Source organism: Paraburkholderia sp. SIMBA_030 (assembly GCF_046535245.1).
In the GTDB taxonomy this organism is placed as follows: Bacteria; Pseudomonadota; Gammaproteobacteria; order Burkholderiales; family Burkholderiaceae; genus Paraburkholderia.
The window spans coordinates 279,673-305,537 of sequence record NZ_JAWRXB010000004.1 but is presented as its reverse complement, the minus strand read 5'-3'; the positions used below and the strand labels follow the sequence as shown (position 1 = coordinate 305,537).

The window sequence follows — 25,865 nt, the reverse complement described above, 5'->3', positions numbered from 1 at the left end:
CGGCGAGTGCGCGTCACGACACCAGGGCGGCAAGTGGCGGCAACGTCTTTTCGTAAGCACTCTCCAGCGTATCGAAACAGTCTTCGCACAAATCGCGGCGAGCGCGGGTGATTGCCCGCACGAGCCGGAACTGCATCACCATCGACTCCGACGCGATGCTTTGCGCCGCGGCCGGGATCGACGCCGGAATCTCGAAACCCTGGCCGGCGAGCCACAGCAGATACTTCGACAAAAACTCGAAGTTCGCGCCGAGCTGCCGCATCAGGTTGAACGAGTAGGGGTGAAAGAACGCCTCGCCGCGTTCGAGCAGCGTCTCCAGATGCTCGGGAAACGCCACGCGCCACTGCGAGATCGGATTGCTCAACGGCCGCCGGCTCAGATGCGCGCACAACAATCCGGCGGACGCGTTCGCCAGCGCGGTGCCTTCCAGCGCGGGCCGCGCCTGCTTGGCGAATTCGACATAGGGAAACAGCAGATCGGGCTGCTGCGCGAACTGCGGCAGCTTGCGAAACACGCCGTCGTAGTCTTCACCGTCGAGCAGGTGATAGCCGGTGTTGTGGAAATAGCCGAGACGGCGCGCGGCCGGATCGATGAAGTCGATGCCCACGGTGGTTTTCGGATGCTCGCGCCGATACGACGTGGCACGCGTATTCGGCAGGTAGTAGCCGTCCACTTCCACGAGCACCGTATGACCGCGCAAGGTTTGCGCGAGCACGCGGGCCTCGAGCGAGTCGTAGATCGCGAGTTCCTGCACCTGGGTGCCGTACAGCCGCTCGAGGTCTTCGAGCGGGAATTTGAAGAACGTGAACTGATCGCCTTCGAAATCCTGCGTGACGGTGAAGCCGAATGCCGCGCGCGGGTCGAGTCCGAAGCCGTGCAGCAGCTCGATCCACAGGTCGACGTAGCAGTTGGTCTCCTGCCACACGCGATCGCCCTGGTGCAGCGCATGCGGCGCATGCTGGCGCAGCGGCGCTGCGCTCGGGACCGTAACGCCCTGAGTGTGCGGGTCGAGCCGTGCGAGCGGCGCAAAAGCGCACGGCTCGCCCTTCAGTTGGGACGAAGGAGACGACCTCATGCGCTGTCTCCGGCACCCTGTAGCGGTGCGGCGGGCAGCGCCGATGCCTCGTGTGGCTGCGCCATGCCGTGCGCGACACGCGCCTGGGTGTCGTCCCACAGCAGCGCGCGCACCTCGTCCGGCCACGCGTTCACGTCGAGCCCATGATGGCGGAATAACGCCAGCGTGATGCGTTCCATGCCGAAGCCGACGCAGCCCGTATGCGCCACCGTGCCGTCTTCGCAGGCGATCTTCCAGATCGCGCCGAAGTGATCCATGTGATAGTTGAACGACAGACATGCAGTCTTGCTGTCGGCGTTCGCCACCGGAATCAGCAGTTCGAACTTGAGCGCCTGGGCACGCTGGCTATCGGCGACGATCTTGCCGCCGCGGCCGAAGAACGGGTCGTTGGCCAGATCCACCTCGACCGGCAGTTGCAGTAGCGTAATCAGCAGCGAGCCGCGTTCGACCCACATCTGCCGGAACGCCATCACCTGTTCAGGCGTGCCGAGGCGCACGTATTCGCGCTGGCGGAACATCTGCATGCGGCCCGGATCGAGCGACGGTTCGTGGCGGAAGCAGTACGACAGTACGTCGATGGTGCGGCCGCCGGCCGGCAGCGGACCGCGCCGCGCCATCACCGGATAGATCGGATAGCAGGCCGCCGGCGTCAGCACGACACGCGTCGGTTTTTGCTGGGCCATCCATGCTTCGCTGCGCTCGCCGTCGCGTTCGGTCATGGCGTCGTCGAGCGCGCGCAACAGGCGCTGATGACCCATATCGTTGCCGCAGAACGCGTGGATCGTGCCGGCGAGATTCGGGAAGCTCTTCAGATATTCGCTATCTTCGAAGTCGGTGCGACGCATCGCCGGCGGAAAGCGCAGCACTTCCGGCTGCTGGTCCGCGCCCAGATGCGTGATCGCGGCGTTCAGGCGGTCCACCACGTCTTCGAATACCTGGCTGCGGCCGTACAGGCCGTTTTCGCCGGTGTCGATCAGGAGTCCTGCGGCCAGCAGCTCGTCGCGAAAACTCGGCGTCGCGCCGGTTTCGGCGAGCGCGGCGGTCTCGGTCATCGTGTTCATCTCAGGCTCTCCCCGGTGCGGCAGGACGCTGCGCAAGCAACAGGCTGGCGGTGTTCTGCGCGATACGGTCGTTGTTGATCATCAGCGGCGCGGAGTACAGGTCGCGCAGATGGCGTCCCACGCTATATTCCGTGCCGTTCTTGTAGCCGGCCATGCCGCAGATCATCAGCACTTCCTGCACGACTTGCAGTGCGGTGCTCGAGATGCTGGTCTTCAGCGTATTCATGTCGGAGGCGAAGCCGAGCATCGCCGAGAGCGGCGCATCGGCCTGGCAGGCGCCGTGTTTCGCGTGATGCGCGGCGCACGCCGCGTCGAGCGCCACCGACAGGCGCGCCTGCATCATCTGCAGCAGACCGACTGCTTCGGCGAGGCGCAAGCCGGCCGGCGGGATCGAACCGGGTTTCGAGCGTGCCTGCGCGCGGAAGAACGCCTTCGCGCGATTCACCGCGTCGCTTGCCACGCCGGTCCATACCGAGGCCCACAGCGTGTGCGACACCGGCAGCATGGTCTGATCGGCGATATCGGCGAAGGGGGCGGGCAGGATCTGTTCGGCCAGACCGGTGGCGACGAGCCGGAAGCCCTCGCTGCAGGTGCCGCGCATCCCCATCGAATCCCAGCCGCCGCGCTTTTCAAGTTGCGTTTGTTCGCGTAACGTGACGATCAGCACCTGGTCGGCCGCGGCCGATTCGGCGGTGCGGCGCGCGGTGACGAGAATGCCGTCGGCGTGCGCGCCGTACGAGATTGTCGGCGCGAGCTTTTCGATGCGAAAGCGCTTGATGGTGAGTTCGTCGCTGAGCGCGTCGTCGAGTTCGACCGCGCAGGCGCTGGTGCGCACATTGCCGCCGATGGTTTCCTCGGACGTCGCCGAAGCCAGCAGCCATTGATGGTCGACCAGTTGCGCGAGCAACTGCCGATGCCATGCCGACTCGCTGCCGTGCGCCTCGATGCAGGCCACCTGGATCTGGTGCATTGCGTACACCATCGCGGTGGATGCGCAGCCCTGCGCCAGCGTCTCGCAGATCGCGCCGACCTCCGCGAGCGACAGGCCGGCGCCGCCGAAACGGGCCGGCACCATCGCGGAGAGCAAACGTTCGCGCCGCAGCGCGTCGAACGCCTCGCGGGGAAAACGCGCTTCGAGGTCTACCGCGTCGGCGAACTGCGCGGCCACCGCCGCGCAGCGCTGCGCCGCCGCGCGCCAGCCGGGTTCGGCTTCCACTGCGCTCAGCACGACCGGTGCGGCGGCGGATTCCTCCGGCGCGGCTGAGGCGGCAGCGTCCAGCAGCGGGGCGGTCATGCTGCGGCCTTTGCCCGTTGCAGTTCGGTCACTGCGGCGGCCATCGAATCAATGCTGGAAAAGAGCCGGCGCGTCAACATGCGGTCCGGGATTTCAATGTCGAATTCGTCTTCGATGGCCAGCATCAGATGCACCGTCGCCAGCGAGGACAAGCCTGCGGCGTAGAGATCGGCATCGTCTGCCAGCGTGTCTGGCAGGACGTCGAGGCGTGCCGATTCGGAAAGGATGCGGCGCAATGCTTCTTTCATGGTGAGGGCCCCTTGGTTGGCCAACTATCTCTCGAAGTGTCGCTTGACTGACAAAACGAACCGGCCCCGTCGTTTTTCCGATGCTGGTTCAGTGTGTCTCGTTGCGCGTGTATGGCCGCCCCAAAGTTGCATTGAAGACGTGCGGTGCGGCCGTGTCCGGACATCGCATATTTAAAGTTCGTGAAAGCCCGGCGTCAGTGCGATGGCGCACGGAACCACGTGTATTGGGGACGTACCGTGTAGCCATGACACCGGACCGGCGTGTCGAGCCGGCCCGTGAGGGCGGGCTCATGAAGTCCGCTTCGCAAAACCTGGAAACCGCTGGGGAAGGTGATGAACTGGAAAACGCTGGAATTCGAGCAGCTGTCGGCGCGCGAGCTCTATCTGATCTTGCGGGCGCGTAGCGCGGTCTTCGTGGTCGAGCAATCGCATGTCTGTCTCGACGCCGATGGCCGCGACGAGCATTCGTTGCATGTGCTCGCGGTCGAGGACATGGCGCGTGCGATGCCGATCGTCGCGTATGCGCGCCTGCAACCCGGCGACGCGGAAGATCCGGAAATCACCATCGACAAGGTGCTGACGAGTCCGCTGCGGCGCGGCGACGGCACTGCCGAGCTGCTGATCGAACGGGTGCTGCAGGCGATCGCCGGGCATTGGCCGGGACACGCCGCGCGCGTGACGGCGCCGGTCGGCTTGCGCGATTTCTACGAGCAATTCGGTTTTCGGAAGATGGAAGGACCGTATCTCGAGCATGGCGTGCCGTTCATCGGACTCACACGCCAGGTGCGCGGCAGCCAGCCGCTATTTGGCGTACGCCGCCGCGAGCACGGCGGCATGGCGGGCATCAATACCTTCGAGTTGTTGTGATGGCGCGTATGCTGGTGACCCCTTCCAGCGCGAAGGCGGCGCTGCCGCCGCTGTCCTCACCGCCGTCTTCACATGAAGCGCCGCGTGCGCTGCCCGGCGCCGCTGTATCGTCCTGCGGCGCGGCCGCGGCCGTGCCGCTGCGGCAGACTGCGGGCATGCGTCATCCCACCGGTCTGCCGTTCGCGCTGTTCGCGCTCACGCTCCTCCTGATCCTCTTGCGTCAGGCGAAGCTGGTGGAGATTATCTTTCCGCTCGGCGCGTTCGGCGTCGCGTTGCTGCTGTATCGCCGCTCGCCCGCGCATTATCTCGGCTTCGTTTGCTGGCTGTTTTTTCTGTCACCGGAAGTGCGGCGTCTCGCGGACTTCGTCAATGGTTCCTTCAACCAGCAAAGTCCGGTGATGATCGCGCCGTTGCTGGCGGTCTCGCTGAGCGGCTTCACGCTGATCAGGAACTTCCGCATCCTCGGCGAACGCCGTGCCGCGCCGCTGGTGATGATCATGCTGGCGCTGTTCTACTCGTTCGTGATCGGCATGGCGGCAGTCGGGCCGGCCGCCGCGCTATACACGCTGATCAACTGGATTTTCCCGGTGCTGGTCGCGTTTCACCTCGTCGCGACCTGGCGCGAGTATCCGGTCTATCACCGCGTGCTGCTCAAGACCTTCGTGTATGCGGGCTTCGTGATGGGCCTGTACGGCGTGATCGAGTTCATCTCGCCGCCACCGTGGGACGCCTTCTGGCTGCTGTCCTCGCAGATGAGCTCGGAGGGCACGGCGGTGCCGTTCGGCATGCGCGTCGGCAGCACGATGAATTCGTCGGGTCCGTTCGCCATGACCATCATGTCCATCATGCTGTTCGCGCTCGGCGCACGCGGCAAGATGCGCGTCGCGGTGGGAATCGTCGGCATTCCCGCGCTGATGTTCACGGCGGTGCGCGGGGCTTGGGGCGGTCTGGTGATCGGCTTGATTTACCCGCTTGCGATGCTCGACGGCAAAGGGCGCCTGCGGCTGATCGCCGGCTTGCTGGGCTTCGTGATGCTGGGCGCGCCGGCGCTGATGATCGACGAAGTGTCCGAGCCGCTCGTGAAGCGCTTCGACACGATCCAGAACATTAGTGAAGACAACAGCTACCAGGTGCGCGCCGAGTTCTACAAGCAGTTCTTCACGGTTGCGCTGAGCGACATTGCGGGGCAGGGGCTCGGTACCACGGGTCTGGGCAGCAAACTTTCCGCCGACGATACGCAGCAGCTGAGCGTTGTGTTCGACAGCGGTGTGATGGAAGTGCCGTACGTGATGGGCTGGCCGGGCACGCTGCTCTATGTGGGCGGGATTCTGATGCTGATGTGGCGCGCGTTCGCCGCGAGCCGCCTGCGCTCGAAAGACCGGCTGGCGATTTCCGGCGTGGGCGTGTCGCTCGCGATCTTCGCGATGATGGTGTTCGTCAATACCTTGGCCGGGCTGCCTGGCTTTTTCTTCTTCATCGGCGTGATCATGCCGGTGATCAGCTTGCGGCACGCGCGCCATCTGCATGGACCTGCATCGGCCGAGGCGCCGCAAGTCCGGGGGAGCCAGGTATGACGGGTAAGGCAATGCGGATTTTGATCGTGACACATGTGATCGCCAAAGGCGACGGGCAAGGGCGCGTGAACTACGAGATCGCGCTCGCCGCGCTCGAAGCGGGTCATGAAGTCACGCTGCTGGGTTCGAAGGCTGCACCGGAAATCAGCGGACATGCGCGAGCGCGCTTCGTGAAGATCGCCGAAAGCCGGTTGCCGTCGCGGCTCCTGAAATACCAGATGTTTGCGTGGCGCACCGCGCAGTGGATTCGCGCGCATCGTCAGGACTTCGACGTGATTCACGTGAACGGATTCATTACGTGGGCGCGCGCCGATGTCAATGCCGTGCATTTCGTTCACGACGGCTGGTATCGGTGTGGCTTCTATCCGTTTCATTGGAAAGATGGCGCCTATGCCGCCTATCAGGTGATCTTCACGCGCGTGAATGCGTGGTGCGAACGCCTCGCGTTCCGGCGTGCGCGGGTAGTGGTGCCGGTGTCGGCGAAAGTGGGCACGGAAGTGTGCGCGCTCGGCATCGATGCTGCGCGCCTCTGCGTGATCCACAACGGCATCGATATCGAAGAGTTCGCGCCGGGCGAGGTGCCGCGCGCGCGCTTCGGCTTGCCCGAAGGGCCGTTCATGCTGCTGTTCGCCGGCGACCTGCGGGTGCCGCGCAAGAATCTCGATACCGTGCTGCGCGCGTTGGCGGCGACTCCCGATGTGCATCTCGCGGTTGCCGGAGGCTTGCGCGACAGTCCGTATCCGGCCTTGGCCGAGTCGCTCGGCGTGAACGAGCGGGTGCATTTCATCGGCTTCATCAAGGAGATGCCGGACCTGATGCGCTCGGTCGATGCGTTCGTGTTTCCGTCGCGTTACGAGGCGATGAGTCTGGTGTTGCTCGAAGCGCTGGCGTCGGGGTTGCCGGTTGTCACGGTGCGCACGGCCGGCGGCGCGGAAGTGATCGGCGCGGGCTGCGGCATCGTGCTCGACAACCCGGAAGACGAAGCGGGACTGGCCGCGGCGATTGCGCGGCTCGCGCAGGACCGTGAGTACGCCAAACGGATGCGGACAGCGGCGCGCATCCTTGCCCAAACACTGACATGGCAGAACATGGCGAATCGCTATCTGGCGCTTTATGAACGGATTGCCGTCGAGCATGCCGCTGTGTCGGGCGTAACGGGGTTGGCGGACGCTTCGCCGAACGTCAAAACAGCCACTGCGGCCGTCACGGCGGCGAAATCATGAGCGCGCCGATCGATTCGCTGCAAATCGGCATGCACTGGTTCGACGAGCGGCCAGGTGGACTCGACCGCATGTTCCTGGCCTTAATCGAATCGCTGCCGGCACAAGGTGTCAGTGTGCGCGGGATGGTTGCCGGCACACCCGGCGTGTTCGAGGCGTCGAGCGGCCGCGTGCACCCTTTCGCACAGGCACACGCGCAGCTCGGCAGGCGTCTTTGGCACGCGCGCGCGCTGTCGCGCAAGCTCAGGAACGCGCGCATGCCCGATGTTGTCGCTACGCATTTCGCGCTCTATGCGGCACCGACCGCGGGCGTGTTCAGCGGTGTGCCACGAGTCGTGCATTTTCATGGGCCATGGGACTCGGAGTCGGGAGTGGAAGGACGCGGGCGGCTGTCACGCTTGGCACGTCACGCGCTCGAACGCATCGTGTATCGCGGCGGAACGCGTCATATCGTGCTGTCGCATGCGTTCGCTCACATTCTGCGGAACCGGTACGGCGTGCGCGAGGACGCCATCCGCGTGGTGCCTGGCTGCGTTGACGTTGACCGCTTCAATACAGGACTTGCCAAACATCATGCGCGCATGCGCCTTGGCTTGCCGCAAGACCGGATCTTGTTGTTCTGCGTCCGGCGGCTTGTGTCGCGCATGGGGCTCGAAGACCTGATTGATGCGATGTTCGTGGTCAGGCAGGCAGTGCCTGACGTACTGCTCACGATTGCCGGACGAGGGCCGCTTGAGCCGCAATTGCATGCCCGCATCGTCGCACGGGGGCTGGAGCGGCATGTGCAGCTTGCCGGTTTTGTAGACGACGCCGTGTTGCCGCTCTGGTACTGCGCGTCGGACGTGACGGTGGTGCCAACCGTGGCGTTCGAGGGTTTCGGCCTCACGACGATCGAATCGCTCGCTTCCGGCACGCCAGTGCTCGTTACCCCAGTGGGTGGCTTGCCGGAAGCGGTTGCTCCGCTGTCGCCCGATCTGGTGCTTTCATCGGGCGGATTTCAGGCGCTTGGCAGCGGCATAGCCGATGCCCTGCTGGGGACGCTCGCATTGCCTGATGCACAAGCTTGCCGGGATTACGCGCGGGCGCACTTCGATCATCCTGTGGTGGCGGCGCAGGTTGCGCGGATCTATCGCGAAGCGATAGACGCGTTCTGACGGCGCGAGGCGATCATGCGGCGCATTGCACGACGAATGTTCGAGCGAATCGTTTGCGTGGGTGCGGCGTTGTTGCCGGTGCTTGCGTTATATGTCGCGCTGGGGTCGGTTGGGGCGACGTCCGGTTTGTCCGTATTTGCGGGAGCGGCGGCGGGGAGCGCCACCGTCGCCAGCACGAACCCCGCGCCTGCTTCGGTAGCCGCCCACCCGTCACTGTCCTATCGCACTTCGTGGATCGGCAACACGTGGGGCTACGCCGATCAACGCTGGGTGCAGATCGACGTGCAGGCGCTCGCCGTCACGCCGGAAGGCGACGTGTACACGAATGCGCCGTGGGATGAAGGCGGCGGTGAGATCGGCCACTACCGCGACGGCCAATTGATCGGTTACGGTGGGCAATCGCACGGCTGGGGAATGCTGGGCGGCGACGCGATCGCCGTCAACGACGACTACGTGTTCGCCGCGCAACTGGTCGTGAGTCTCGGCAATGAGATGGCGGCGAAAAAGCATCTGCCACCCGAAGGGGTCGTGTGGTATGGCGTGTCACGTCGCCGCCGTGCCGACTTTCGCAAGAGCGCGCCGTTCGAAGGCGAAGTGGACTGGCCCGGCAGTCCGCTCGCGTTCCGTGTGATCACCCACTCGTCGAGTGCCGAGGACTATGCAATACGCGGCCTCGCAGCGGACTCGACCAGGCTCTTCGTGTCGAACCAGCACGAGAACCGCGTCGAGATCTTCGATGTGCGCTCGATGCAGCCCGCCGGCAATTTTCCGGTGCGCGAGCCGGGGCGGATCGCCGTCGCACCCGACGGCACGCTGTGGATCATTGAGTGCAGCCGCACAGACTGCGCTCGACGCGTCGCTCACCATGCACGCGATGGTGCGCTGCTAGGCGTGCTGACATTGCCGCCCGGCGCAGTGCCGGCCGACTTGACGCTGGATTCGCACGGCCGGCTGCTGATCGCCGACAACGGTCAGCGTCAGCAGATCCTGATCTTCAGCGCCGTGCCGCTTGCATCGACAGGCGTTGCGGCGAACTCCGCCAACGCTCCTCGCGAGGAAGTTTCCATGCAGTTGTCATCCACCTTGGGCGAAGCAGGCGGTATCTATGCGGGCCGTGCCGGTGCGCCGGGACCGTTGCGTTTCAATGGGCTGACGGGGGTGGGTGTCGATCGGGCGGGCAACGTGTACGTGTCGATGAACGGCGCGGGACCGCGCGGCTTCGTGCCCGGCCCCGGCAACAACGATGGCGCGCTGATCGAGAGCTATACGCCCGGCGGCAAGCGGCGTTTCAGCCTGCAAGGGCTGTTGTTCGTCGATGGCGCGCAATTCGTCGATGGCAATCCGCCTTCGGTGTATAGCGGCACCAAACGCTTCACACTCGACCTGTCTCGTCCGTCCGGGCAGGAGTGGTCGTATGCCGGTTACACCGTCGACCGTTTCCGCTATCCGTATGACCCGTACCTCAATTTGCGGCAGGGACAGCGCGGCATGCCGCTCGTGCGCGATGTCGACGGACGGCGCCTGCTCTACACGATCGACATGAACGGCACCTGGCTGCGCATTTATCGTTTTGCAGCTGACCGGGAGACGGCAATTCCGTCGGGTTTTGTCACGCAATCGCACATCGACGGCGCATGGCCGCCGAACCAGCCGCCTCATGGTGGATGGATCTGGCGCGATACGGCGGGCCAGGGGCGTTTCGCCGCGGGCGACTTCGATCAGGATGTGACGCAAGAGGATGGGCCGCCGATGTCCGGCTGGTGGGTCGACAGCGCGGGTGCGATCTGGCAGGGCACCCAATCGCAAGGCATTCGCCGCTTTCCGCTGCAGGGATTCGACCGCAGCGGCAATCCGATCTACCGATACGCGGCGATGCAACGCTACCCGATGCCCGCGCCTTTTAACCGGATCGCACGCCTGAATTACTTTCCCGACGGCGACACGATGCTCATCTCCGGTTCGACCCGCAAGCGTCCGTTCGTCGAATACAACTGGAATGGCGCTGGCTCGCTGCTAGCACGCTACGACCGCTGGATGAGCGGCAAGCCGGTGTTGCGTTACGCGATCGAGCTGCCCGACGAAGGGCCGCCCGTGGCCATGGCGTTAAGCGGGTTTGCCGTCGCTGGAGACTATATCTTCGGTGTCGAAACTCCGACCGGTATTGTGCGCGTCTACGAGCGGGACACGGGACGCGACGCAGGGCGTCTGAAGCCCGGTCCCGAGGTCGGTGCGGCCAGCGGTCTGATCGATGCGTCGATGCCGATCACCGCGCAGCGGCTCGCGAGCGGCGAATACCTCGTGTTCGTCGAAGAAGACGCGCATGGCAAGGCGCTGATGTACCGCTTTACGCCGGCCGCCCGCGGGCTGGCGAGCGCCTCGATCGATCACAACTGAACTCGCGCCGATATGAAAATTGTTCACCTTTCCAATCACGCGCAGAACGTCGGCAACGGCATCGTCAACATGATGGTCGACCTCGCCTGCATGCAGGCGAAGGCCGGTCATGAGGTGACGGTCGGCTCGTCGGGTGGCGGTTTTGAGGCACTGCTCGAACAGCACGGCGTGCGTCATCTGTTGCTGCCGCAATCGCGCCAGCCGTGGCGGGTGCCGGCGATGCTGGCGGGCTTCAACCGGTTGCTCGCGCGGTGCGATCCGGATGTTGTGCACGCGCACATGATGACCGGTGCGTTGCTCGCGCGCTTCGGCGCCGCGCGGCGGCGCTACGTTCTCGTCACGACCGTGCATAACGAATTCCAGAAGAGCGCCTCGCTGATGCGCTTCGGCGATCGCGTGGTGGCGGTCAGCAAGTCGGTGGCGGTGTCGATGGTGTTGCGCGGGGTGCCGGATGAGCGTATGTCGGTGGTGCGCAACGGCACGATTGGCACGCCGCGCTTTGCCGGCGTGCCACTGCCCGCCTCCCCGCAACTGGCACGCCCGAGCATCGTCACCGTGGCCGGCATGTACGAGCGCAAGGGGATTCAGGATTTGCTGCGCGCGTTCGCGCGGTTGTGCGAACGGATTCCGTTGGCGGCGTTGTATCTCGTCGGCGAAGGTCCCGACCGCGCAGACATGGAAACCTTGGCGCAGGAACTGGGTATTGCACATCGCGCGCACTTCACGGGCTTCGTCGCGAATCCGCACGCGCATCTGGCCGAGGCGGATGTGTTCGTGCTGGCGTCGCATAAGGAGCCTGGCGGTCTCGTGCTGTGCGAAGCACGCGAGGCGGGCTGCGCGATCGTGGCGACCCGAGTCGATGGCAATCCGGAAATGCTCGACGACGGCGAGGCCGGTCTGCTTGTTCCGCCGTCAGCCCCACACGCGCTGGCCGACGCGATCGAACTGCTACTGACAGACAAGGTTGCCCACGCCACGCTGGTCGCGCGTGCGCGACGCAACCTTGAAACCTTCCACGTGCAACACGTTTGCGATGCGTATCTGTCGATCTACGAACAGACGCTCGACGCATGCCGACCAGATCGACACGTGGTGGTGCGGGAAACGCGGCGCGGCGTGTCGCCTGACGGAGTCGTACGATGAACACGATTGTGCAATCCGCGGCGTTCGCTGCCGATGCCGATGTCGATAGCGCGCAAGCAGGCACGCGAAGCGCCGAACCAGCCTTCGCCGTCTGCGTGACGACGATGAATCGCACCGAAACGCTCGCTGCCTGTCTTGACAACCTTGCGCGTTGCGTGCCGGCCGCCGCGCGTATTGTTGTCAGCGACGACTCGCCGGAGCCTGCGATGCGCGCTGCCAATGCGGCCGTCGTCGCGCGGCATCCGGGTGTCGTCTGGCTGGAAGGTCCACGGCACGGCGTGTGCGCGAACCGCAACAACGCGGTGCGCCATTGCCTCGCCCATGCGCCGGAATGTGACTACGTATCGTTCGTCGACGACGACGTGCAGATCGCCGCCGATTTCTTTGCCGTCGCGCACACCCATCTCGCCGCGTTGCCGCCTGAACGCCGTCACAGGGTGATGTTGACGGGCGGTTCGTCGAGCGGCGCGGAACATCCTGAATGCCATCCGGTGAAACTGTCGTTTGCGGGCTATTTCACCGCAGCCGACGAGCCGCAGTGTGTGAACATTCATGCGGCCGTGTTCCCGGTAGTGCTCTTCAAGCGAAATGGCTGGGACGAGAACATTTTCTTCGGCGTCGAAGATGCCGAGTTGTCGCTGCGCGCGCTCAAGCACGGCTACTCGATAGATCTGCTGCCCGCGCTGCACGCTCGCGACACGCTGCCTGGCGGCGGCGTGATCGAGTGCACCTCCGGCCGGTATGGCATGTCGCGTTATCAGCTGCATTGCGAAGCCGCACGGCTCTACGTGGGAGTGAAGCGCTACCGCGTGATCGATCCGAGTCTGCCGAAGTATCTCGCGTTCGTTACGCTGTATTTCGTCCATCTGACGGCTTATCTCGCGAAGCGCCGCGCACTTTCGTCGCTGCTGCCGATCATCAGGCTGTCGAACGTATGGCGCGCGACCACCGGTCAATAAAACTAACCTTCTTATTCCCCTACGCTATGAATATCCTGCTCACGATTCACCACAATCTGAGCCGCAACGCGGGCGCTCCCGGTGTGACCGTCAAAATCGCCGAGGCGTTGCGCGCGCGCGGCCATACGGTGCAGGTGCTGTCACACGACGATGTGAGGGGCGTCGGCGATATAGCGTGTTCGATCCTGTTTCCATGGTTCGTGTTAGCGCACGTGATCGCGCATCCCGAGTACGACGTGCTCGACATGTCCGCCGGAGACGGCTGGGTAATCAACCTCGCGCGGCGCGTGCTCGGCTGGCGGCGCCGGCAGTTGTCGGTGACGCGCAGTCACGGCATGGAACCTGTCGTGCATGAGATGTTTCTTGAAGCCTGCCGGTCCGGCAACATGGCGAAATCGTGGAAGTACAGTCTCTACCACGGTGGACTTCGGCTGTGGGAATGTACGAAATCGTTCCAGTGGGCCGATGTCGCGATGCTGCTCAACGACACCGAGTGCGCGTTCGCTGTATCGAAGCTGAACCTTGGCGAAGGGCGCGTCGTACAGATCGACAACGGCATTGACGAGACGTTTACGTCGATCGCGCGCAAGGCGCTCAGTGACGCGGGCAGGCAGACAGCGGTTCCGCTCAATCTTGCGTTTATCGGTCGCGCCAACTACTGGAAAGGCATTTCTACGCTGGTGACGGCCGCGACGGTGCTGTTCGAACGCAACCACGACATTACGCTGACGTTGTTCGGCACCGGCGAACCCGTTGAGCAGACACTCGCGCGCTTTCCGGAAAGCACGCGCGAGCGGATCACCGCAGTTCCGGCCTTCGACAATGCCGCGCTACCCGAATTGCTTGCGCGGTGTCACGTACTCACGTTCCCGTCTATCTATGAGGGATTCCCGTTATCGCCGCTCGAAGCGATGGCGTGCGGCCTGGTGCCTGTGGTGTCGGACATTGGTGGTTTGCGTGCTTACGTGCGCAATGGAGATAACGGCGTGATCGTGCCGCCCGGCGACCCGGCGGCGCTCAGCGACGCTGTGCAGGCTCTGCTGGACGACCCTGCGCGCTGGGCGGTGTTGCAGCGGCGCGCGAGGGAAACGGCGCTCGAGTATGGGTGGGCGAGAGTCGCGGATCGCTTCGAGCTGCTCTACAAATCACATCTGCGGCGGGCTACGCGCGTTGTCGCGTGACGCCAGGCCAATCCGGCCACGCGACAACGCGGCCTCGGCGGGGTGGCTTAGCGGATGCGGCGCACAGCGCGGGCGGACGGCGAGCGCCACCCGATAGACGCTCGGCAGACGGGACTAGCGTTTCACAGCCGTTGCGCTCTTCACGTCACCACGGGCTCGAGGCGGGCGCAGAATCGACACGTAGAGATCCTTAATGAACGCCTGAAGCGGTGAACGGACGGGGTTGAAGCGGTATGACCAGCGGGCGCCGAGTGCGGCGACCGTTTGGATTCTCGCCAGCCGGCCGGCACCCAGGTGCAGCGAGGCGCGGCTTATCAGATAGTCATGCGTGCGTCCATAGCGCAGCGCGGCGCGCTCGAGTTGTTCACGCCAGGGCCTGCCTTCTGGTGAGTCGGCCAGCGTCCTGAACGCTTCCTGGTACCGCCGGGCCTGCTCGGCATAGTACTGGTACGAGGAAGCGCCTGCCCAACTCGCCTGATTCAAGGGGCTCGTTCGCTCACGCGCGTCGGCGCCACACGTGTTCTCGCCATGCTGGCGGTACAGCACGAGCGGTTGAGGAATATATCTAACCGTGCCCGCCGCGTCGGCAAGCGCGCACGCCCACTGGTCATGTGCTGGCTCGCGGGTACCGTGACCGGATCCCGGCCCGCGCGGCGGTTGCAACAGCAACGGCACGAGTGCGGCGTCGAACGTCACGCACAGTCCGGCAAAAAAGCCGAATGGCGGCAGGCGATGCGGCCCGCGTCCGTGCCGCACGCGGCAGCAGGAGGCCTCGCCGGGCGTCTTTTGCAGGGCGGCGTCCACTGTGCGGACCGGATGCACGACCATCGAGACCCCGCGGCGCGATGCTGCGTGACGAACGAGTTCAAGCTTGTTGTTGAGCCAGACGTCGTCCTGGTCGCAGAAAGCGATCCATTCGCCTTGGCACAACGATGTCGCGCGCAGAAAATTGTCCGCATAGCACAGACGTTGCGGGTTGCGATAGACCCGCACCGGGAACGGCGCATGTTCGGCAAAACGTTCGATCAGATCGACCGTGCCGTCGGTGGAACCGTCGTCGGTGACGACAAGCTCGGCGGGCAATACTGACTGGGCAGCGAGACTCATGAGTTGTTCCGGGAGGAAGCGGGAGCCGTTGTAGGTAGCCATTGCAATCGAAATACGCATGACAATTTGACCCATGAGGAAGGGGTTTGGCGAGCGCGCTGCGGCGTTCATGCCCGCCTGAACGCGGTTGGCAGTCGGTGGGCGACTACCTGCAGCACGCGCGCACGTAGCTGCGGCTCTGCGACGGTCGACCAGACGAGCGCCGCAACGGTGAGCAGCGCCCATGTTGCAACACGGGGCCAGGATGGCCAGGGCAGGAGCAGCGTCGTCACGTAGGCTGCGATTACCAGCAGCGCTGGGACGAATAGAAAGCCCACGAGTCGAAGGCCGAAGCGCGCGGCGATAAACAGCAGCAAGCTATCGACGGCGCAGCGTGCGCTCCATGCGAGTGCGCCGCCTGTCAGGCCGAAAGCGTGCAACGCCCACCAGAGGAAGGCGATGAACGGCACCAATTCAACCAGATGAAAGCGCGCAACGATATCGGGACGACCGGTGGCTTGCAGGTGACTAAAAGGGATGAATGCGAGCGAATTGATCCATACGCCGACCAGAATGGTCTCGCCCACGGAAACGGACTTCGACGCGAAATCGTGACCGGTCCACAGGATCAGGAAAGGTTGCATCAGAAATATGCCGAAGACGATCAGCGGCGTCAGCGCGACGGCCAATCCCCGCACCGCGCTGTCGGCCAGTTCGCTGGCGGACGTCTTTTCAAGGGCTGACAGGCGCGGGAAGAGGCTGCGTGCGAGCGCGCCGGGCAGGATCCGAACCCGGCTCGCGAGGTTGTACGGTACCTGGTAGTAGGCGACGGCATGCGGTCCGAGGGCACTTCCAATCAGCAGACGGTCGGCGGTTTCGAGCAGCGGACTCGCGAGGCTGGTCACCGAAACCCATGCGCCGTACGAGAAGAGCGGTTTGATATGGTGCTTGAGCGGACCGGCGGCGAACTTCAGCGGGAACCACCGGCGCACTACCTCGGCCATCAGTATCAGCGTGGCGGTGCTGCCCAGAATCGCAGCAGCGATCAGATTTTGCAGGGTCGGCCCCAGCACGATCGCGGTGACGAGCGGCACGACCTGAAACATCACAATGCCAAACAACTGCACGGCGTTGAGTGCGGCGAATTGCTCGCGCCCGGTTAGCGCGCCGGCAAACACGCCGCTGAGTGTCGCAAGCGGAATTGAACATGCAACCCACGGCAGTGCCGCGAGCGCTTCTGCGTACATTGACGGGTCGATATGAAACTGGGCGAGTAGCAGGCGGCCGGCCGCAAAGAACACGAGGCCGCCGATCATGCCGAATACGGCGTTCATCGCGAGCGCGGTCCAGAGCACCGATTCACGTTCGAGGGCCGAGGCTTCCGATAATTGCGCAATGCGGTTCGACGTAGCTGCGGAGAGGCCAAGATCGAAGTAGCCAAAATATCCCTGCAGCATCCAGACGATTGCGAGTACGCCATAGCGCGCAGCGCCGACATGGTGGAGATAGAGCGGCACCGTCACCAGCGAGACGATCATCGGCAATGCGCTTCCCATGAAGTTGAAGAACGTGCTTCGTTTCAGACTGGGCTTCGGGTTCATGGATCGCTGCGCTTGGACGGATGGGAGAAAGGCGTGTCGGGCTCGACTGTAGGCTGCCACCATTGTGCTCGCCGCCAGTCGCGGCGTTTGTGCGCGGCCGCACCCACGGCCGTATGCGGGGCGATGGCCTGCCCGGATGGTCGTAGGTGCCGCTGGCTACATGGCAGGTCACTAGCGCGGCTTGCCGAGAGTGTGGGAGGCCGTACAGTTGCTTCGGAGCGGAATTGTTTAAATAGCCCGACTTGTTCGACCCACGTACGGTTATCCAGGCGGATGCGGGCAACCGCGTATCTGCGTGGCAACGAGCTGGTCAAGTATTGGAATTGGACGACACAAGTCCGCCCACGGCTTCTTGTACGGAGACTTTCGATGCCAGTCGTATTCGGCGAGTGCTTTGGGTGGCTGTATCCAGCTCAGGGCAGCGCAGGGGTGGTTCTGTGCAACCCGTTTGGATACGACGCACTGTGCACTCATCGCGGCTGGCGCAAACTGGCCGAGCGCATCGCTGCGGCAGGCATGCCCGTCTTGCGTTTCGATTACCCCGGTGCGGGGGATTCGGCTGGCCTGGAAGACGATCCACAGCGGCTCAATGCATGGCTCGATGCCATTGTTGAGGCGACCCTGCGGCTACGCGAGTGGACGGGCGTGCAGAGCGTCTCGCTGGTCGGATTGCGCCTCGGCGCATCGCTTGCGGCGCTTGCCGCCCAGCGGATGGGTGATATCGACGGCCTCGTTTTGTTGGCGCCCGCGGTCTCAGGGCGTAACTACCTGCGTGAGTTGCGCGCGCATCGGCAGCGCTGGCTGAGCACGACCGCCGGCATGAATGCAGATCCGATTGCCGACCCTGATGCCTATGTCGAGGCATTTGGTTTCGGCTTATACGGATCGGATATTGTGCAACTGGCGGCGATCGATCTGCGATGCGACAGCCATGCGCCCGCGCGACGCGTGTTACTGCTCGACTCCAGCGATCGTAAAGGTGCCATGGAGCTCGCCGATCACTATCGGTCAAACGGCGTGGCAGTCGAGCGGCAAGCCTTCGACGAATGCGACCGGTTCATGATCGAAGCGTTATATAGCGAAGAGCCGGTGGAGGCGTTTTCGCGCGTGAGCGCGTGGCTGGCGCTGGATTCGCCCGATGCGCCGGCGGGTCCTGCAGCAGCGGATCTACCTCAGACCGACGTCTCTGCCTTGGCGCTTGCGCTGCCTCACGCGATTGAGCGCCCGGTGGTGTTCGGTTCGTACTTCGGCATCTACTGCGAACCGGCTGCGCCACGGAGCGGCGCGCCTGCCATGCTGTTCGTCAACACCGGCGCGAGCCACCACATCGGCGATGGACGCATCTTCGTGCTGTTTGCGCGGCGTCTGGCGGCGCTCGGCATCGCGTCACTGCGCATGGACCTGAGCGGACTCGGCGACGCCGCGCCGGCCGCCGAAACTATCACGCTCGACACGATCTATTCCGATACCTCGTGCAACGATGCGGCCGCGGGCGCCGACTGGCTGGTCGCGCAAGGCCATGCGCGGGTCGTCACATTCGGCGTGTGCGGCGGCGCGTTCGTCGGGCTGCATGCGTGCGCGCGCCATCCGAACATCGTCGGCGGCTTCGGCGTGAACCTGCAGAAGTTCATCTGGGACGGCGCGGCCCGCGAGCCGGGTGCGCAGCAATTCGCTTCGTCGAAGGTCTATTGGCGCTCGGCGCTCACCGGCGCGAAATGGTCGCGCGCGCTGCAGGGGCAGAGTCATCCGCTGCGGATCGCGAGCGTGCTCGGCTGGCGCCTCGCGCGGCGCTGCTGGCTCGCCACGATCGGCTGGCTCGAACATCGCACCGGTTGGCCGCTGACTCGCAACGAAGTGCGCGACATCGTCCGCACGTTGCACACGAAGGGTGTGCAGATGCGGCTCGCGTACGGCGAGTTCGACGTCGGCCTCGATGAAGCGCGCGTGCAATTCGGCGCGCGGCTGGGCGCGTTGCAGCACTATCCGGGCGTGCGCGCCGTGACGCTGCCCAAACTCGATCACGCGCTGTTCACGCGCCCCGCGCGCGATGCGGTCATGGCCGACGCCGAAAAGTGGCTATTCGCCGACGTGATCCGCGCGGCCGTTCCTGCCGTCGCCGCTGCAATGGTTTCAACCGATACCACCGGCGCAATGACGCCGGCGCTTTCCCAGCATCAGCTCGTCAGTGCGCCGACTGACGGAGCAACAGGTTCCCGAGCCACGGCGCCCCCCTACCTCGACGGAGTACGCCCGTGAATACACAATTGCAGTCCGAGTTGGACCGCGTCAATCGCATCGCGTGGAATTCGCCGGATGCGACGCGCGAATTCACAACCGAAAAGACGTTCTCCGACCCGGGCGAGCAAGCGGCCTTCGATTGGCTCGGGCCGCGTTGCGCGGGCCAGCCGTTGCTCGATATCGGCATCGGCGCGGGCCGCACGATTCCGTTGATGACCGCGATCTCGAGCGACTACACCGGCGTCGACTACACGCTGAAACTGCTGGAAATGGCGAAGGCGCGCTATCCCGAACTGGATTTGCGGCACATGGATGCGCGCGACATGTCGGCGCTTCCGTCCGCGCATTACGGCCTGGTCGAGTTCAGCTGGAACGGCATCGACTGCGTCGATTACGACGACCGCGTGAAGATTCTCAAAGAGATGTACCGCGTGTTGCGGCCAGGCGGCTACCTGCTGTTCTCGACGCACAACCGCGGCGGACCGGGCTATGGCGAGAACCTCCGGCAACTGCTGCCGGAATTCACGTTCAATCCCCTCAAGCTGGGCTGGCGCACGTTGCGCTCGCTGCGGCGCTTCCAGCTCGGCACGTTGAACTATCTGCGCAACGCGCGGCTGAATCACGACTACGGCAGCTACGCGCTGAAGACGGCGGCGGCGCATAACTTCGGCATTGTGATCGTCTATACGACGCTCGCCGAACAGCGCCGGCAGCTCGCCGAAGTCGGCTTTCAGCGCGATGCGGTGTTCGGCAGCTGCGAGGGCGAGCGCATTCCCGACGACGGGGAAACCAGCCGCGCGTGGTGGTTTCACTTCATCGCGCACAAACCGGTCGCCGCATGCCGCTTCGACTGATCGCCGGGCCGATGCTGAGCAGACCACATCCGACAGATTGACCAGCGAAGGAGGGCGGCAATGGAGGCCCGGGCACTTCAAACTGATAGTGAGCACGGGCCCGCCGGCGGCCCGGCGGCTGGCGAGCCGGCCGGCCCGGACGCAGCCGGCTTCGACGAGCGCCGCTTTCGTCACGCACTGGGGCGCTTCGCAACCGGCGTAGTAGTGATTTCGACCGGCAGTGGCGACCGCTTGCACGCGATGACCGCCAACGCCTTCATGTCGGGTTCGCTCAAGCCGCCGCTGATCGTGGTGTCGGTTGGGCATCGCGCGCGCATGCACGAGCGGCTGATGGCGAACACGCTGTTCGGCGTCAGCGTGCTGTCCGACGCGCAGGAGCCGCACAGCCGTCACTTCGCCGGCGAGCCGCAGAGCCGGGTCGCGCCGCGTTTCGCGGCGGTCGACGGCTTGCCGGACGTGGTACTGCTCGAACACGCGGCGGCCCGCTTCGCGGCGCGGATGGTGGACCGCCATCCGTGCGGCGATCACACGCTGTTCGTCGGCGAAGTGCTGATGTTTTCGCTCGATGAACACGCGCCGCTGATCTTTTTTGGCGGGCGTTACGCATCGGTCGCGACGGGCGCCTGCTGATGAGCGGATCGTCATTGCGGATCGGCTTGAATCGGCTCGTGCTTCGCGCCTGCCTTGTCCGCACCCGCCGGGTGTTGCGGATTCGCCTATTCGTCTCACTACGTGCGTCTTCGCACGATGCAAATTTCGCAACGCAGGCACGCTTGTGACGCAAGCTTGTGGCCCGTCAAACCACGCCGCGTTACAGAGAAGAAACAATTCCTAAGAGGGATAACCCTGTCAGGAAGTGTCCCAACTGGCGCAACTGGTTTGAAGCTAGCAACGTATCGTAAAACAACACCAAAACGCATAAAAACGACACACGAGGGCCGCTTGATTAACAGGCTACGCGGGGGCAAACACCGCTTCGGGGAGAGTGTTCATGGAACAGGCAAACAAGGATCGATCGCTGGTGAGCAAAGTCATGGACGGCCTCGTTACGGGCATCGTCGAAGAAAAGTACGGCGCGATCCTGCCTCCACAGGATGTGCTGTCGAAGGAGTTCGACGTCAGCCGGACCGTGATGCGAGAGGCGCTCTCGATGCTGCTCGCGCGCGACATGCTGGACGTGCGGCCGAAGATCGGCACGCGCATCCGGCCGATGAGCGATTGGCGCATGATCGACGAGGACGTCGTGAACTGGCGCTTTCGCGCGAAGCCCGATCCGCTGTTTCTGCGTGACGTGATCGAGTTTCGCATCCTGATCGAACCGCGCGCGTCGGCGCAGGCGGCCGCGCGCGGCAGCGCGGCCGACATCGCTGCGATTCGCGAGGCGTTCGACGCGTTCCGTATGATCCGGCCGGGCGAGGCCGGCTATCAGGCCGCCGACGAGCTGTTTCACACGCGCATCGTCGTCGCCAGCGGCAACCAGTTCTTCAGGCAGATGGCGGCGATCATTCGCGGCGCGCTGTCGACCGTCAACCCCATCGTCAGCCAGAAGGAAGGTCTCTGGGAGAAGGCCGTCAGCATGCATCAGCGCGTGGTCGAAGCGATCGAACGGCGCGATCCGAAGGACGCGGAACTCGCGTCGCTGGCGATGATCGACTACTCCACGCAAGAGCTCGGTACGACCTTTTCGACGGAACCACCGGTACGCGGCTGAGCGTGGCCGCTGCGGCGGCACATCGGCAGCGGTCTGGTTCAATGGCCTGCGAGATCCTGTGTCAGTAACGAACGGCGCGGCGCAGCGTGGCTGGATGTCCACGCACTGGCGTGCGGCATGCGCGACAATAGCGCCTGTTCTGAACTGCACGGACTCGAAGGAACGATGACAATTGCCATGGAACAAGCCCCTTCTGGGGACACCGTCATTCGCTGGGGTATCGTCGGGACGGGTCGCATCGCCCGTCGTTTTGCTCAAGGTCTCGCCCATGTACCGCACGCGCAACTGAGCGCGCTGTGGTCGCGTCGCGCCGAACCGGCCGCCGCCTTTGCCGCTGAATTCGGCGGCGAGGTCTGCGCGAGTTTCGACGCGCTGCTCGCAAGCGGCATCGACGCGCTCTATATCGCCACCATCCAGGACAGCCACGCCGACTACGCGATCGCCGCGCTGCAAGCCGGTCTGCATGTGCTGTGCGAAAAACCCGCCACCATCAACGCGCCGCAGCTCGAACGCGTGCTGAGCGTCGCGCGGGCCGCGCAACGGCTCTTCATGGAAGCGATGAAGCCGCCGTTTTATCCGCTCTACAGAAAGTTGCGCGCGCATCTGGATGCCGAGCCGATCGGCGCGGTGGGTCTGGTGCGTGCCGGCTGTTCGGTGCCGGGCGTGCCGGACGATCACCCGTCGCTGTCGTTCGAGCATGCGGGCGGCGCATTGCTCGACATCGGCATCTACGAGATATTTCTGGCGATCGACTGGCTCGGCGCACCGCGCGAGGTGCAGACGCTCGGGCGGCTCGGGTCCACCGGCGTCGATACCTTTGCGAGCCTCAATAGCCGGCACGAGCGCGGTATCGCGCAGCTATTTTGCGGGCTCGATCTGCACGGCAAGGGCGATGCGCTGCTGATGGCCAGAGGCGGCCACGTGACGATCCACGAGCCGTGGTGGAACCCGTCGCGCGCGACGATCCGCTACGCCGACGGTCGCGTGGTCGAACTCGACGAGCCATTCGAAGGCGGCGGTCTGAACTACGAGACCGCGCATTTCTGCGAGCTGATTCGCGCCGGCCAGCTGGAAAGCCCGCTGATGCCGCACGCCACTTCGTTGCAGATGATCGCGATGGCCGATGCCGCGCGCGCCGCGCTGGGGCTCAAATTCGCGGGCGAATGCATGAGCTGATCGTCAAGCGCCTGATCGGTTTGCCGGGCGACCGCGTCGTGATGCGCGACAACGTGCTGTACGTGAACGGCGTGCAGGCCGATTATCAACTGCTGAAACTCGCGCCATTGCCAGGCGACGCCGCGTCCCCCGGCGACTATCTGACCGAACGCTTCGACGGCGTCGCACATACGGTGCGGCTTTCGCCTGAAGCGCCGAGTCCGCGCAACTCGTTCGGGCCGGTGGTCGTGCCGCAAGGCGAGTATCTGGTGCTCAGTGCCGCGACGGCAGCGCAAGGCGCCGTTCGTACCAGCGCTGCACCCATTCCAGCACCTGACACAGCACCCAGTAGACCGCGGCTGCCGCGAGATACAGCGGCAGCGGCTGATAGGTCGACGCGATGACCTCCTGTGCGCTGCGCAGCAGCTCAGTCACGGTGATCACCGACACCAGCGAGGTATCCTTGATCAGGCTGATCAGGCTGTTCGACAGACTCGGCACGGCAATGCGCAAGGCCTGCGGCGCGATCACGTAGCGCAGCGTCTGGCGCCGCGACAGGCCGAGGCTATAAGCGGCTAGCCACTGGCCCTTGTGAATGCCGAGAATCGCGCCGCGCATGCTTTCCGACAGATACGCCGCCACGTTCGCCGACAACGCGATCACGCCGGCAGGCGTCGGGTCGAGCGAGATGCCGAGGCTCGGCAAACCGTAATAGATCACGAAGATCTGCACCAGCAGCGGCGTGCCGCGCAGCAGGCTCACGTAGATGCGCGCGATCCAGTTCAGCACGCGGTTGTGGCTGATCCCCATCACCGCGAGCACGGCGCCGGCAATCAGGCCGAAGATCATCGACAGAACCGCGAACTTGACCGTCAGGACGGCGCCCTGTGCGAGCACAGGAAGCGATTGGACGAGCAGGGAAGTGGTGGACATGAGCGGTTGGTATGGTTGGCGCGGCAAAGCGCACATCATAAACTTTGGCGGCCCTTTGGCAGCCATTGAGGCGGAGGCCGAAGCGAGACTCGGCGCGCAACTTGAAGCGCTACGGAAAGCGGTGGTGCAAAAACGAAGGGCGGCATCGTCGACGATGCCGCCCTTCGTTTCGTCAAGCGCGCTTTACTTGAGCGGCTTGCTGACGTCGATACCGAACCACTTGTCCGAGATCTTCGTGAACGTGCCGTCCGCTTCGAGCTGGGTCATCGCGTCGTCGATCGCCTTGGCGAACTTCGGATTGCCCTTCCTGAACGGAATGCCCGACGGGTTGCCCGCGCCGACCGTGGCGCCGGTGCGCAGCGGCAACTGCGAGTTCTTCATCAGATACGCGAGCATCAGGCGGTCGTTGAGCGCCGCATCCAGCCGTCCGGCGGCCAGATCGCGCAGATACTCCGGCGCGCCCGGATACGTTTTCACGTCGATGCCCGGCACCGACTTCGCCATGTCCATGTAGTTGGTGCCGAGACCGACGCCGAGCTTCTTGCCCTTCAGATCGTCGAGCGACTTGAACTGGCGCGTGTCGTCCTTACGCTGGATCAGTTGCGCGGCCGAGTACGTGTAGGCCGGCGAGAAGTCGAGCGCCTGTTTGCGTGCGTCCGTGATGCCGACCTGGTTGACGATCACGTCGAACTTGCCCGCCTGCAGACCGGCGATGATGCCGCTCCATTCGGTCGTGACGAATTCCGGCTTCACGCCGAGCTTGCCGGCAACGGCCCTGGCGACGTCGACATCATAGCCGACCAGTTCGCCCGACGGCGCTTTCGAGTTGAACGGTGGGAAGGTGCCTTCGAGACCGACGCGCAGCGTGCCGCGTTGCTTGACCTGGTCGAGCAGGTCGTCCGCGTGGGCCGTCACGGCCGTGAACGACGCGCCGATCAGGCCGGCTACTACGATCTTTTTCAGCAAGCCAGATTTCATCGTGTTCCTTTTATTCGAAGGCGTTTTAACAGACGAAAGCATAACAAAGTAGACTATCGAAGCTTAAATACTGTTTGTTTATGTCTATATTCCGATGCGACTCGCATCGCCCGGTGTCAGCGCAGCGCTTGCACGCATTCGGCCACCAGCGCCGGGCCGCGGTAGATGAAGCCGGTATAGAGCTGCACCAGCGACGCGCCGGCGGCCAGCTTCGCGCGTGCATCGTCGCCCGAGAAAATCCCGCCCACGCCGATGATCGGCACCGCCTCGCCGACTTCGGCGCGCAGCTTGCGGATCACTTCGTTCGACGCGTCGAACACCGGCTTGCCCGACAGGCCGCCGGCTTCGTCGCCGTATTGCATGCCGGCGACGGCGGTGCGCGACAGCGTGGTATTGGTGGCGATCACGCCTTCGAACTGGTGGCGCAAAAGCGTATCGGCGATCGACTTGATCTGTTCGTCATCGAGGTCGGGTGCGATTTTCAGCGCGAGCGGCACCAGCTTGCCGTGCATGTCGGCCAGACGCCGCTGTTTGTCTTTCAGCGCGGCGAGCAACGCGTCGAGTTCGCCCGCGCCTTGCAACTGGCGCAGATTCTTCGTATTCGGCGACGAGATGTTGACCGTCACATAGCTCGCGAACGGGTACACGCGCTCGAGGCAGTACACATAGTCTTCGGCGGCGCGTTCGATCGGCGTGTCGGCGTTCTTGCCGATATTCAGCCCGAGCACGCCGCGATAGCGCGCGGCCTGCACGTTCTTGACGAACTGGTCGACGCCCGCGTTGTTAAAACCCATCCGGTTGATCACGGCGTTCGCTTGCGGCAGGCGGAACATGCGTGGGCGTGGATTGCCCGGCTGCGCGCGCGGCGTGACCGTGCCCACCTCGATGAAGCCGAAGCCCAGCGCGGCGAGACCGTCGATGCAGGCGCCGTCCTTGTCGAGGCCGGCGGCGAGGCCGACCGGATTACGAAATGTCAGGCCCATCACGGTGCGCGGCGCATCCGGCACGCGCGGCGCGAGCGTGCCCGCGAGGCCGGCGCGGCCGGCGGCGCCGAGAATGCGCAAGGTCAGGTGGTGAGCGTCTTCCGCGTCCATGCGAAAGAGTTGGGCGCGTACGAGCGGGTAGAGGGAACTGAACAC

The 25,865-nt window shown here is 64.4% G+C and carries 22 protein-coding genes and 1 pseudogene; 14 read left to right on the top strand and 9 right to left on the bottom strand.

Translation table 11 applies throughout. The features are described 5' to 3' along the window. Positions 1–13: 13 nt before the first annotated feature. From SB772_RS08935 to SB772_RS08920, 4 genes are read right to left on the bottom strand one after another with little or no spacing between them, the layout of a single operon-like run. On the bottom strand, positions 14–1,075 hold the full coding sequence (locus SB772_RS08935; RefSeq protein WP_410832894.1) for a DUF1839 family protein: 1,062 nt from the start codon (positions 1,073–1,075) through the stop codon (positions 14–16). Continuing rightward, complete coding sequence (locus SB772_RS08930) at positions 1,072–2,136, bottom strand: amino acid--[acyl-carrier-protein] ligase (RefSeq protein ID WP_410832893.1); 1,065 nt, start codon at positions 2,134–2,136, stop codon at positions 1,072–1,074. Before SB772_RS08930 ends, SB772_RS08935 begins: the two co-directional genes overlap by 4 nt. 1 nt (position 2,137) lies before the next feature. Continuing rightward, positions 2,138–3,430, bottom strand: coding sequence for an acyl-CoA dehydrogenase family protein (locus SB772_RS08925; RefSeq protein WP_410832892.1), 1,293 nt, complete (start codon positions 3,428–3,430; stop codon positions 2,138–2,140). Then, positions 3,427–3,678, bottom strand: a complete 252-nt coding sequence (locus SB772_RS08920; protein WP_410832891.1) for an acyl carrier protein — start codon at positions 3,676–3,678, stop codon at positions 3,427–3,429. Before SB772_RS08920 ends, SB772_RS08925 begins: the two co-directional genes overlap by 4 nt. A gap of 333 nt (positions 3,679–4,011) precedes the next feature. On the opposite strand from SB772_RS08920, the gene SB772_RS08915 reads away from it, so the two are divergent. The 8 genes from SB772_RS08915 to SB772_RS08880 are packed head-to-tail and all read left to right on the top strand — an operon-like array spanning position 4,012 to position 14,170. Beyond that, positions 4,012–4,545, top strand: coding sequence for a GNAT family N-acetyltransferase (locus tag SB772_RS08915; protein ID WP_410832890.1), 534 nt, complete (start codon positions 4,012–4,014; stop codon positions 4,543–4,545). Then, positions 4,545–6,119, top strand: a complete 1,575-nt coding sequence (locus tag SB772_RS08910; RefSeq protein ID WP_410832889.1) for a hypothetical protein — start codon at positions 4,545–4,547, stop codon at positions 6,117–6,119. Before SB772_RS08915 ends, SB772_RS08910 begins: the two co-directional genes overlap by 1 nt. 11 nt (positions 6,120–6,130) lie before the next feature. Then, on the top strand, positions 6,131–7,342 hold the full coding sequence (locus tag SB772_RS08905) for a glycosyltransferase family 4 protein (RefSeq protein ID WP_410833001.1): 1,212 nt from the start codon (positions 6,131–6,133) through the stop codon (positions 7,340–7,342). After that, a complete protein-coding gene (locus tag SB772_RS08900; RefSeq protein WP_410832888.1) occupies positions 7,339–8,493 on the top strand; it encodes a glycosyltransferase family 4 protein in 1,155 nt (384 codons plus the stop codon). Before SB772_RS08905 ends, SB772_RS08900 begins: the two co-directional genes overlap by 4 nt. Positions 8,494–8,508: 15 nt before the next feature. Beyond that, positions 8,509–10,887, top strand: coding sequence for a hypothetical protein (locus SB772_RS08895; protein ID WP_410832887.1), 2,379 nt, complete (start codon positions 8,509–8,511; stop codon positions 10,885–10,887). 12 nt (positions 10,888–10,899) lie between these two features. Then, a complete protein-coding gene (locus tag SB772_RS08890; protein ID WP_410832886.1) occupies positions 10,900–12,030 on the top strand; it encodes a glycosyltransferase family 4 protein in 1,131 nt (376 codons plus the stop codon). After that, the gene (locus SB772_RS08885; RefSeq protein ID WP_410832885.1) at positions 12,027–12,989 is read left to right on the top strand and encodes a glycosyltransferase family 2 protein; all 963 of its coding nucleotides are present in this window, start codon (positions 12,027–12,029) and stop codon (positions 12,987–12,989) included. The genes SB772_RS08890 and SB772_RS08885 overlap by 4 nt, the downstream gene beginning before the upstream one ends. 26 nt (positions 12,990–13,015) lie before the next feature. After that, positions 13,016–14,170: a glycosyltransferase family 4 protein gene (locus tag SB772_RS08880; protein WP_410832884.1), complete on the top strand. Its 1,155-nt coding sequence runs from the start codon at positions 13,016–13,018 to the stop codon at positions 14,168–14,170. Positions 14,171–14,284: 114 nt separating this feature from the next. On the opposite strand, the gene SB772_RS08875 is transcribed toward SB772_RS08880, so the two are convergent. Together SB772_RS08875 and SB772_RS08870 are read right to left on the bottom strand one after the other, a co-directional pair. After that, complete coding sequence (locus SB772_RS08875; protein ID WP_410832883.1) at positions 14,285–15,319, bottom strand: glycosyltransferase; 1,035 nt, start codon at positions 15,317–15,319, stop codon at positions 14,285–14,287. 65 nt (positions 15,320–15,384) lie between these two features. Next, positions 15,385–16,857, bottom strand: coding sequence for a flippase (locus SB772_RS08870; RefSeq protein WP_410832882.1), 1,473 nt, complete (start codon positions 16,855–16,857; stop codon positions 15,385–15,387). 369 nt (positions 16,858–17,226) lie between these two features. Between SB772_RS08870 and SB772_RS08865 the strand changes: the two genes are divergently transcribed. The 6 genes and pseudogenes from SB772_RS08865 to SB772_RS08840 form a co-directional block, all read left to right on the top strand. Further along, a complete protein-coding gene (locus SB772_RS08865; protein WP_410832881.1) occupies positions 17,227–19,113 on the top strand; it encodes a serine aminopeptidase domain-containing protein in 1,887 nt (628 codons plus the stop codon). Next, entirely contained in the window at positions 19,110–19,949 is an 840-nt protein-coding gene (locus tag SB772_RS08860) for a class I SAM-dependent methyltransferase (RefSeq protein ID WP_410832880.1), read from the top strand. Before SB772_RS08865 ends, SB772_RS08860 begins: the two co-directional genes overlap by 4 nt. Before the next feature lie 60 nt (positions 19,950–20,009). Then, the gene (locus SB772_RS08855; RefSeq protein WP_410832879.1) at positions 20,010–20,579 is read left to right on the top strand and encodes a flavin reductase family protein; all 570 of its coding nucleotides are present in this window, start codon (positions 20,010–20,012) and stop codon (positions 20,577–20,579) included. A 361-nt stretch (positions 20,580–20,940) separates the two neighbouring features. Continuing rightward, the gene (locus SB772_RS08850) at positions 20,941–21,660 is read left to right on the top strand and encodes a FadR/GntR family transcriptional regulator (RefSeq protein WP_410832878.1); all 720 of its coding nucleotides are present in this window, start codon (positions 20,941–20,943) and stop codon (positions 21,658–21,660) included. Between the two features lie 177 nt (positions 21,661–21,837). Then, a complete protein-coding gene (locus SB772_RS08845) occupies positions 21,838–22,836 on the top strand; it encodes a Gfo/Idh/MocA family protein (RefSeq protein WP_410832877.1) in 999 nt (332 codons plus the stop codon). Next, positions 22,827–23,090 (top strand): annotated as a pseudogene (locus tag SB772_RS08840) (S26 family signal peptidase); the annotation flags it as partial. The gene SB772_RS08845 and the pseudogene SB772_RS08840, both read left to right, overlap by 10 nt. Here SB772_RS08840 and SB772_RS08835 read toward each other — a convergent pair. The 3 genes from SB772_RS08835 to SB772_RS08825 all read right to left on the bottom strand — a co-directional run bounded on the left by SB772_RS08835 (position 23,089) and on the right by SB772_RS08825 (position 25,865). Continuing rightward, positions 23,089–23,748 carry an amino acid ABC transporter permease gene (locus SB772_RS08835; RefSeq protein WP_410832876.1) on the bottom strand — a complete coding sequence of 220 codons (660 nt, stop codon included), beginning with the start codon at positions 23,746–23,748 and terminating at the stop codon, positions 23,089–23,091. The pseudogene SB772_RS08840 and the gene SB772_RS08835 sit on opposite strands and share 2 nt — an antisense overlap. Before the next feature lie 183 nt (positions 23,749–23,931). Continuing rightward, the gene (locus SB772_RS08830; RefSeq protein ID WP_410832875.1) at positions 23,932–24,726 is read right to left on the bottom strand and encodes a cystine ABC transporter substrate-binding protein; all 795 of its coding nucleotides are present in this window, start codon (positions 24,724–24,726) and stop codon (positions 23,932–23,934) included. Positions 24,727–24,842: 116 nt separating this feature from the next. After that, a complete protein-coding gene (locus SB772_RS08825; protein WP_410832874.1) occupies positions 24,843–25,865 on the bottom strand; it encodes a quinone-dependent dihydroorotate dehydrogenase in 1,023 nt (340 codons plus the stop codon).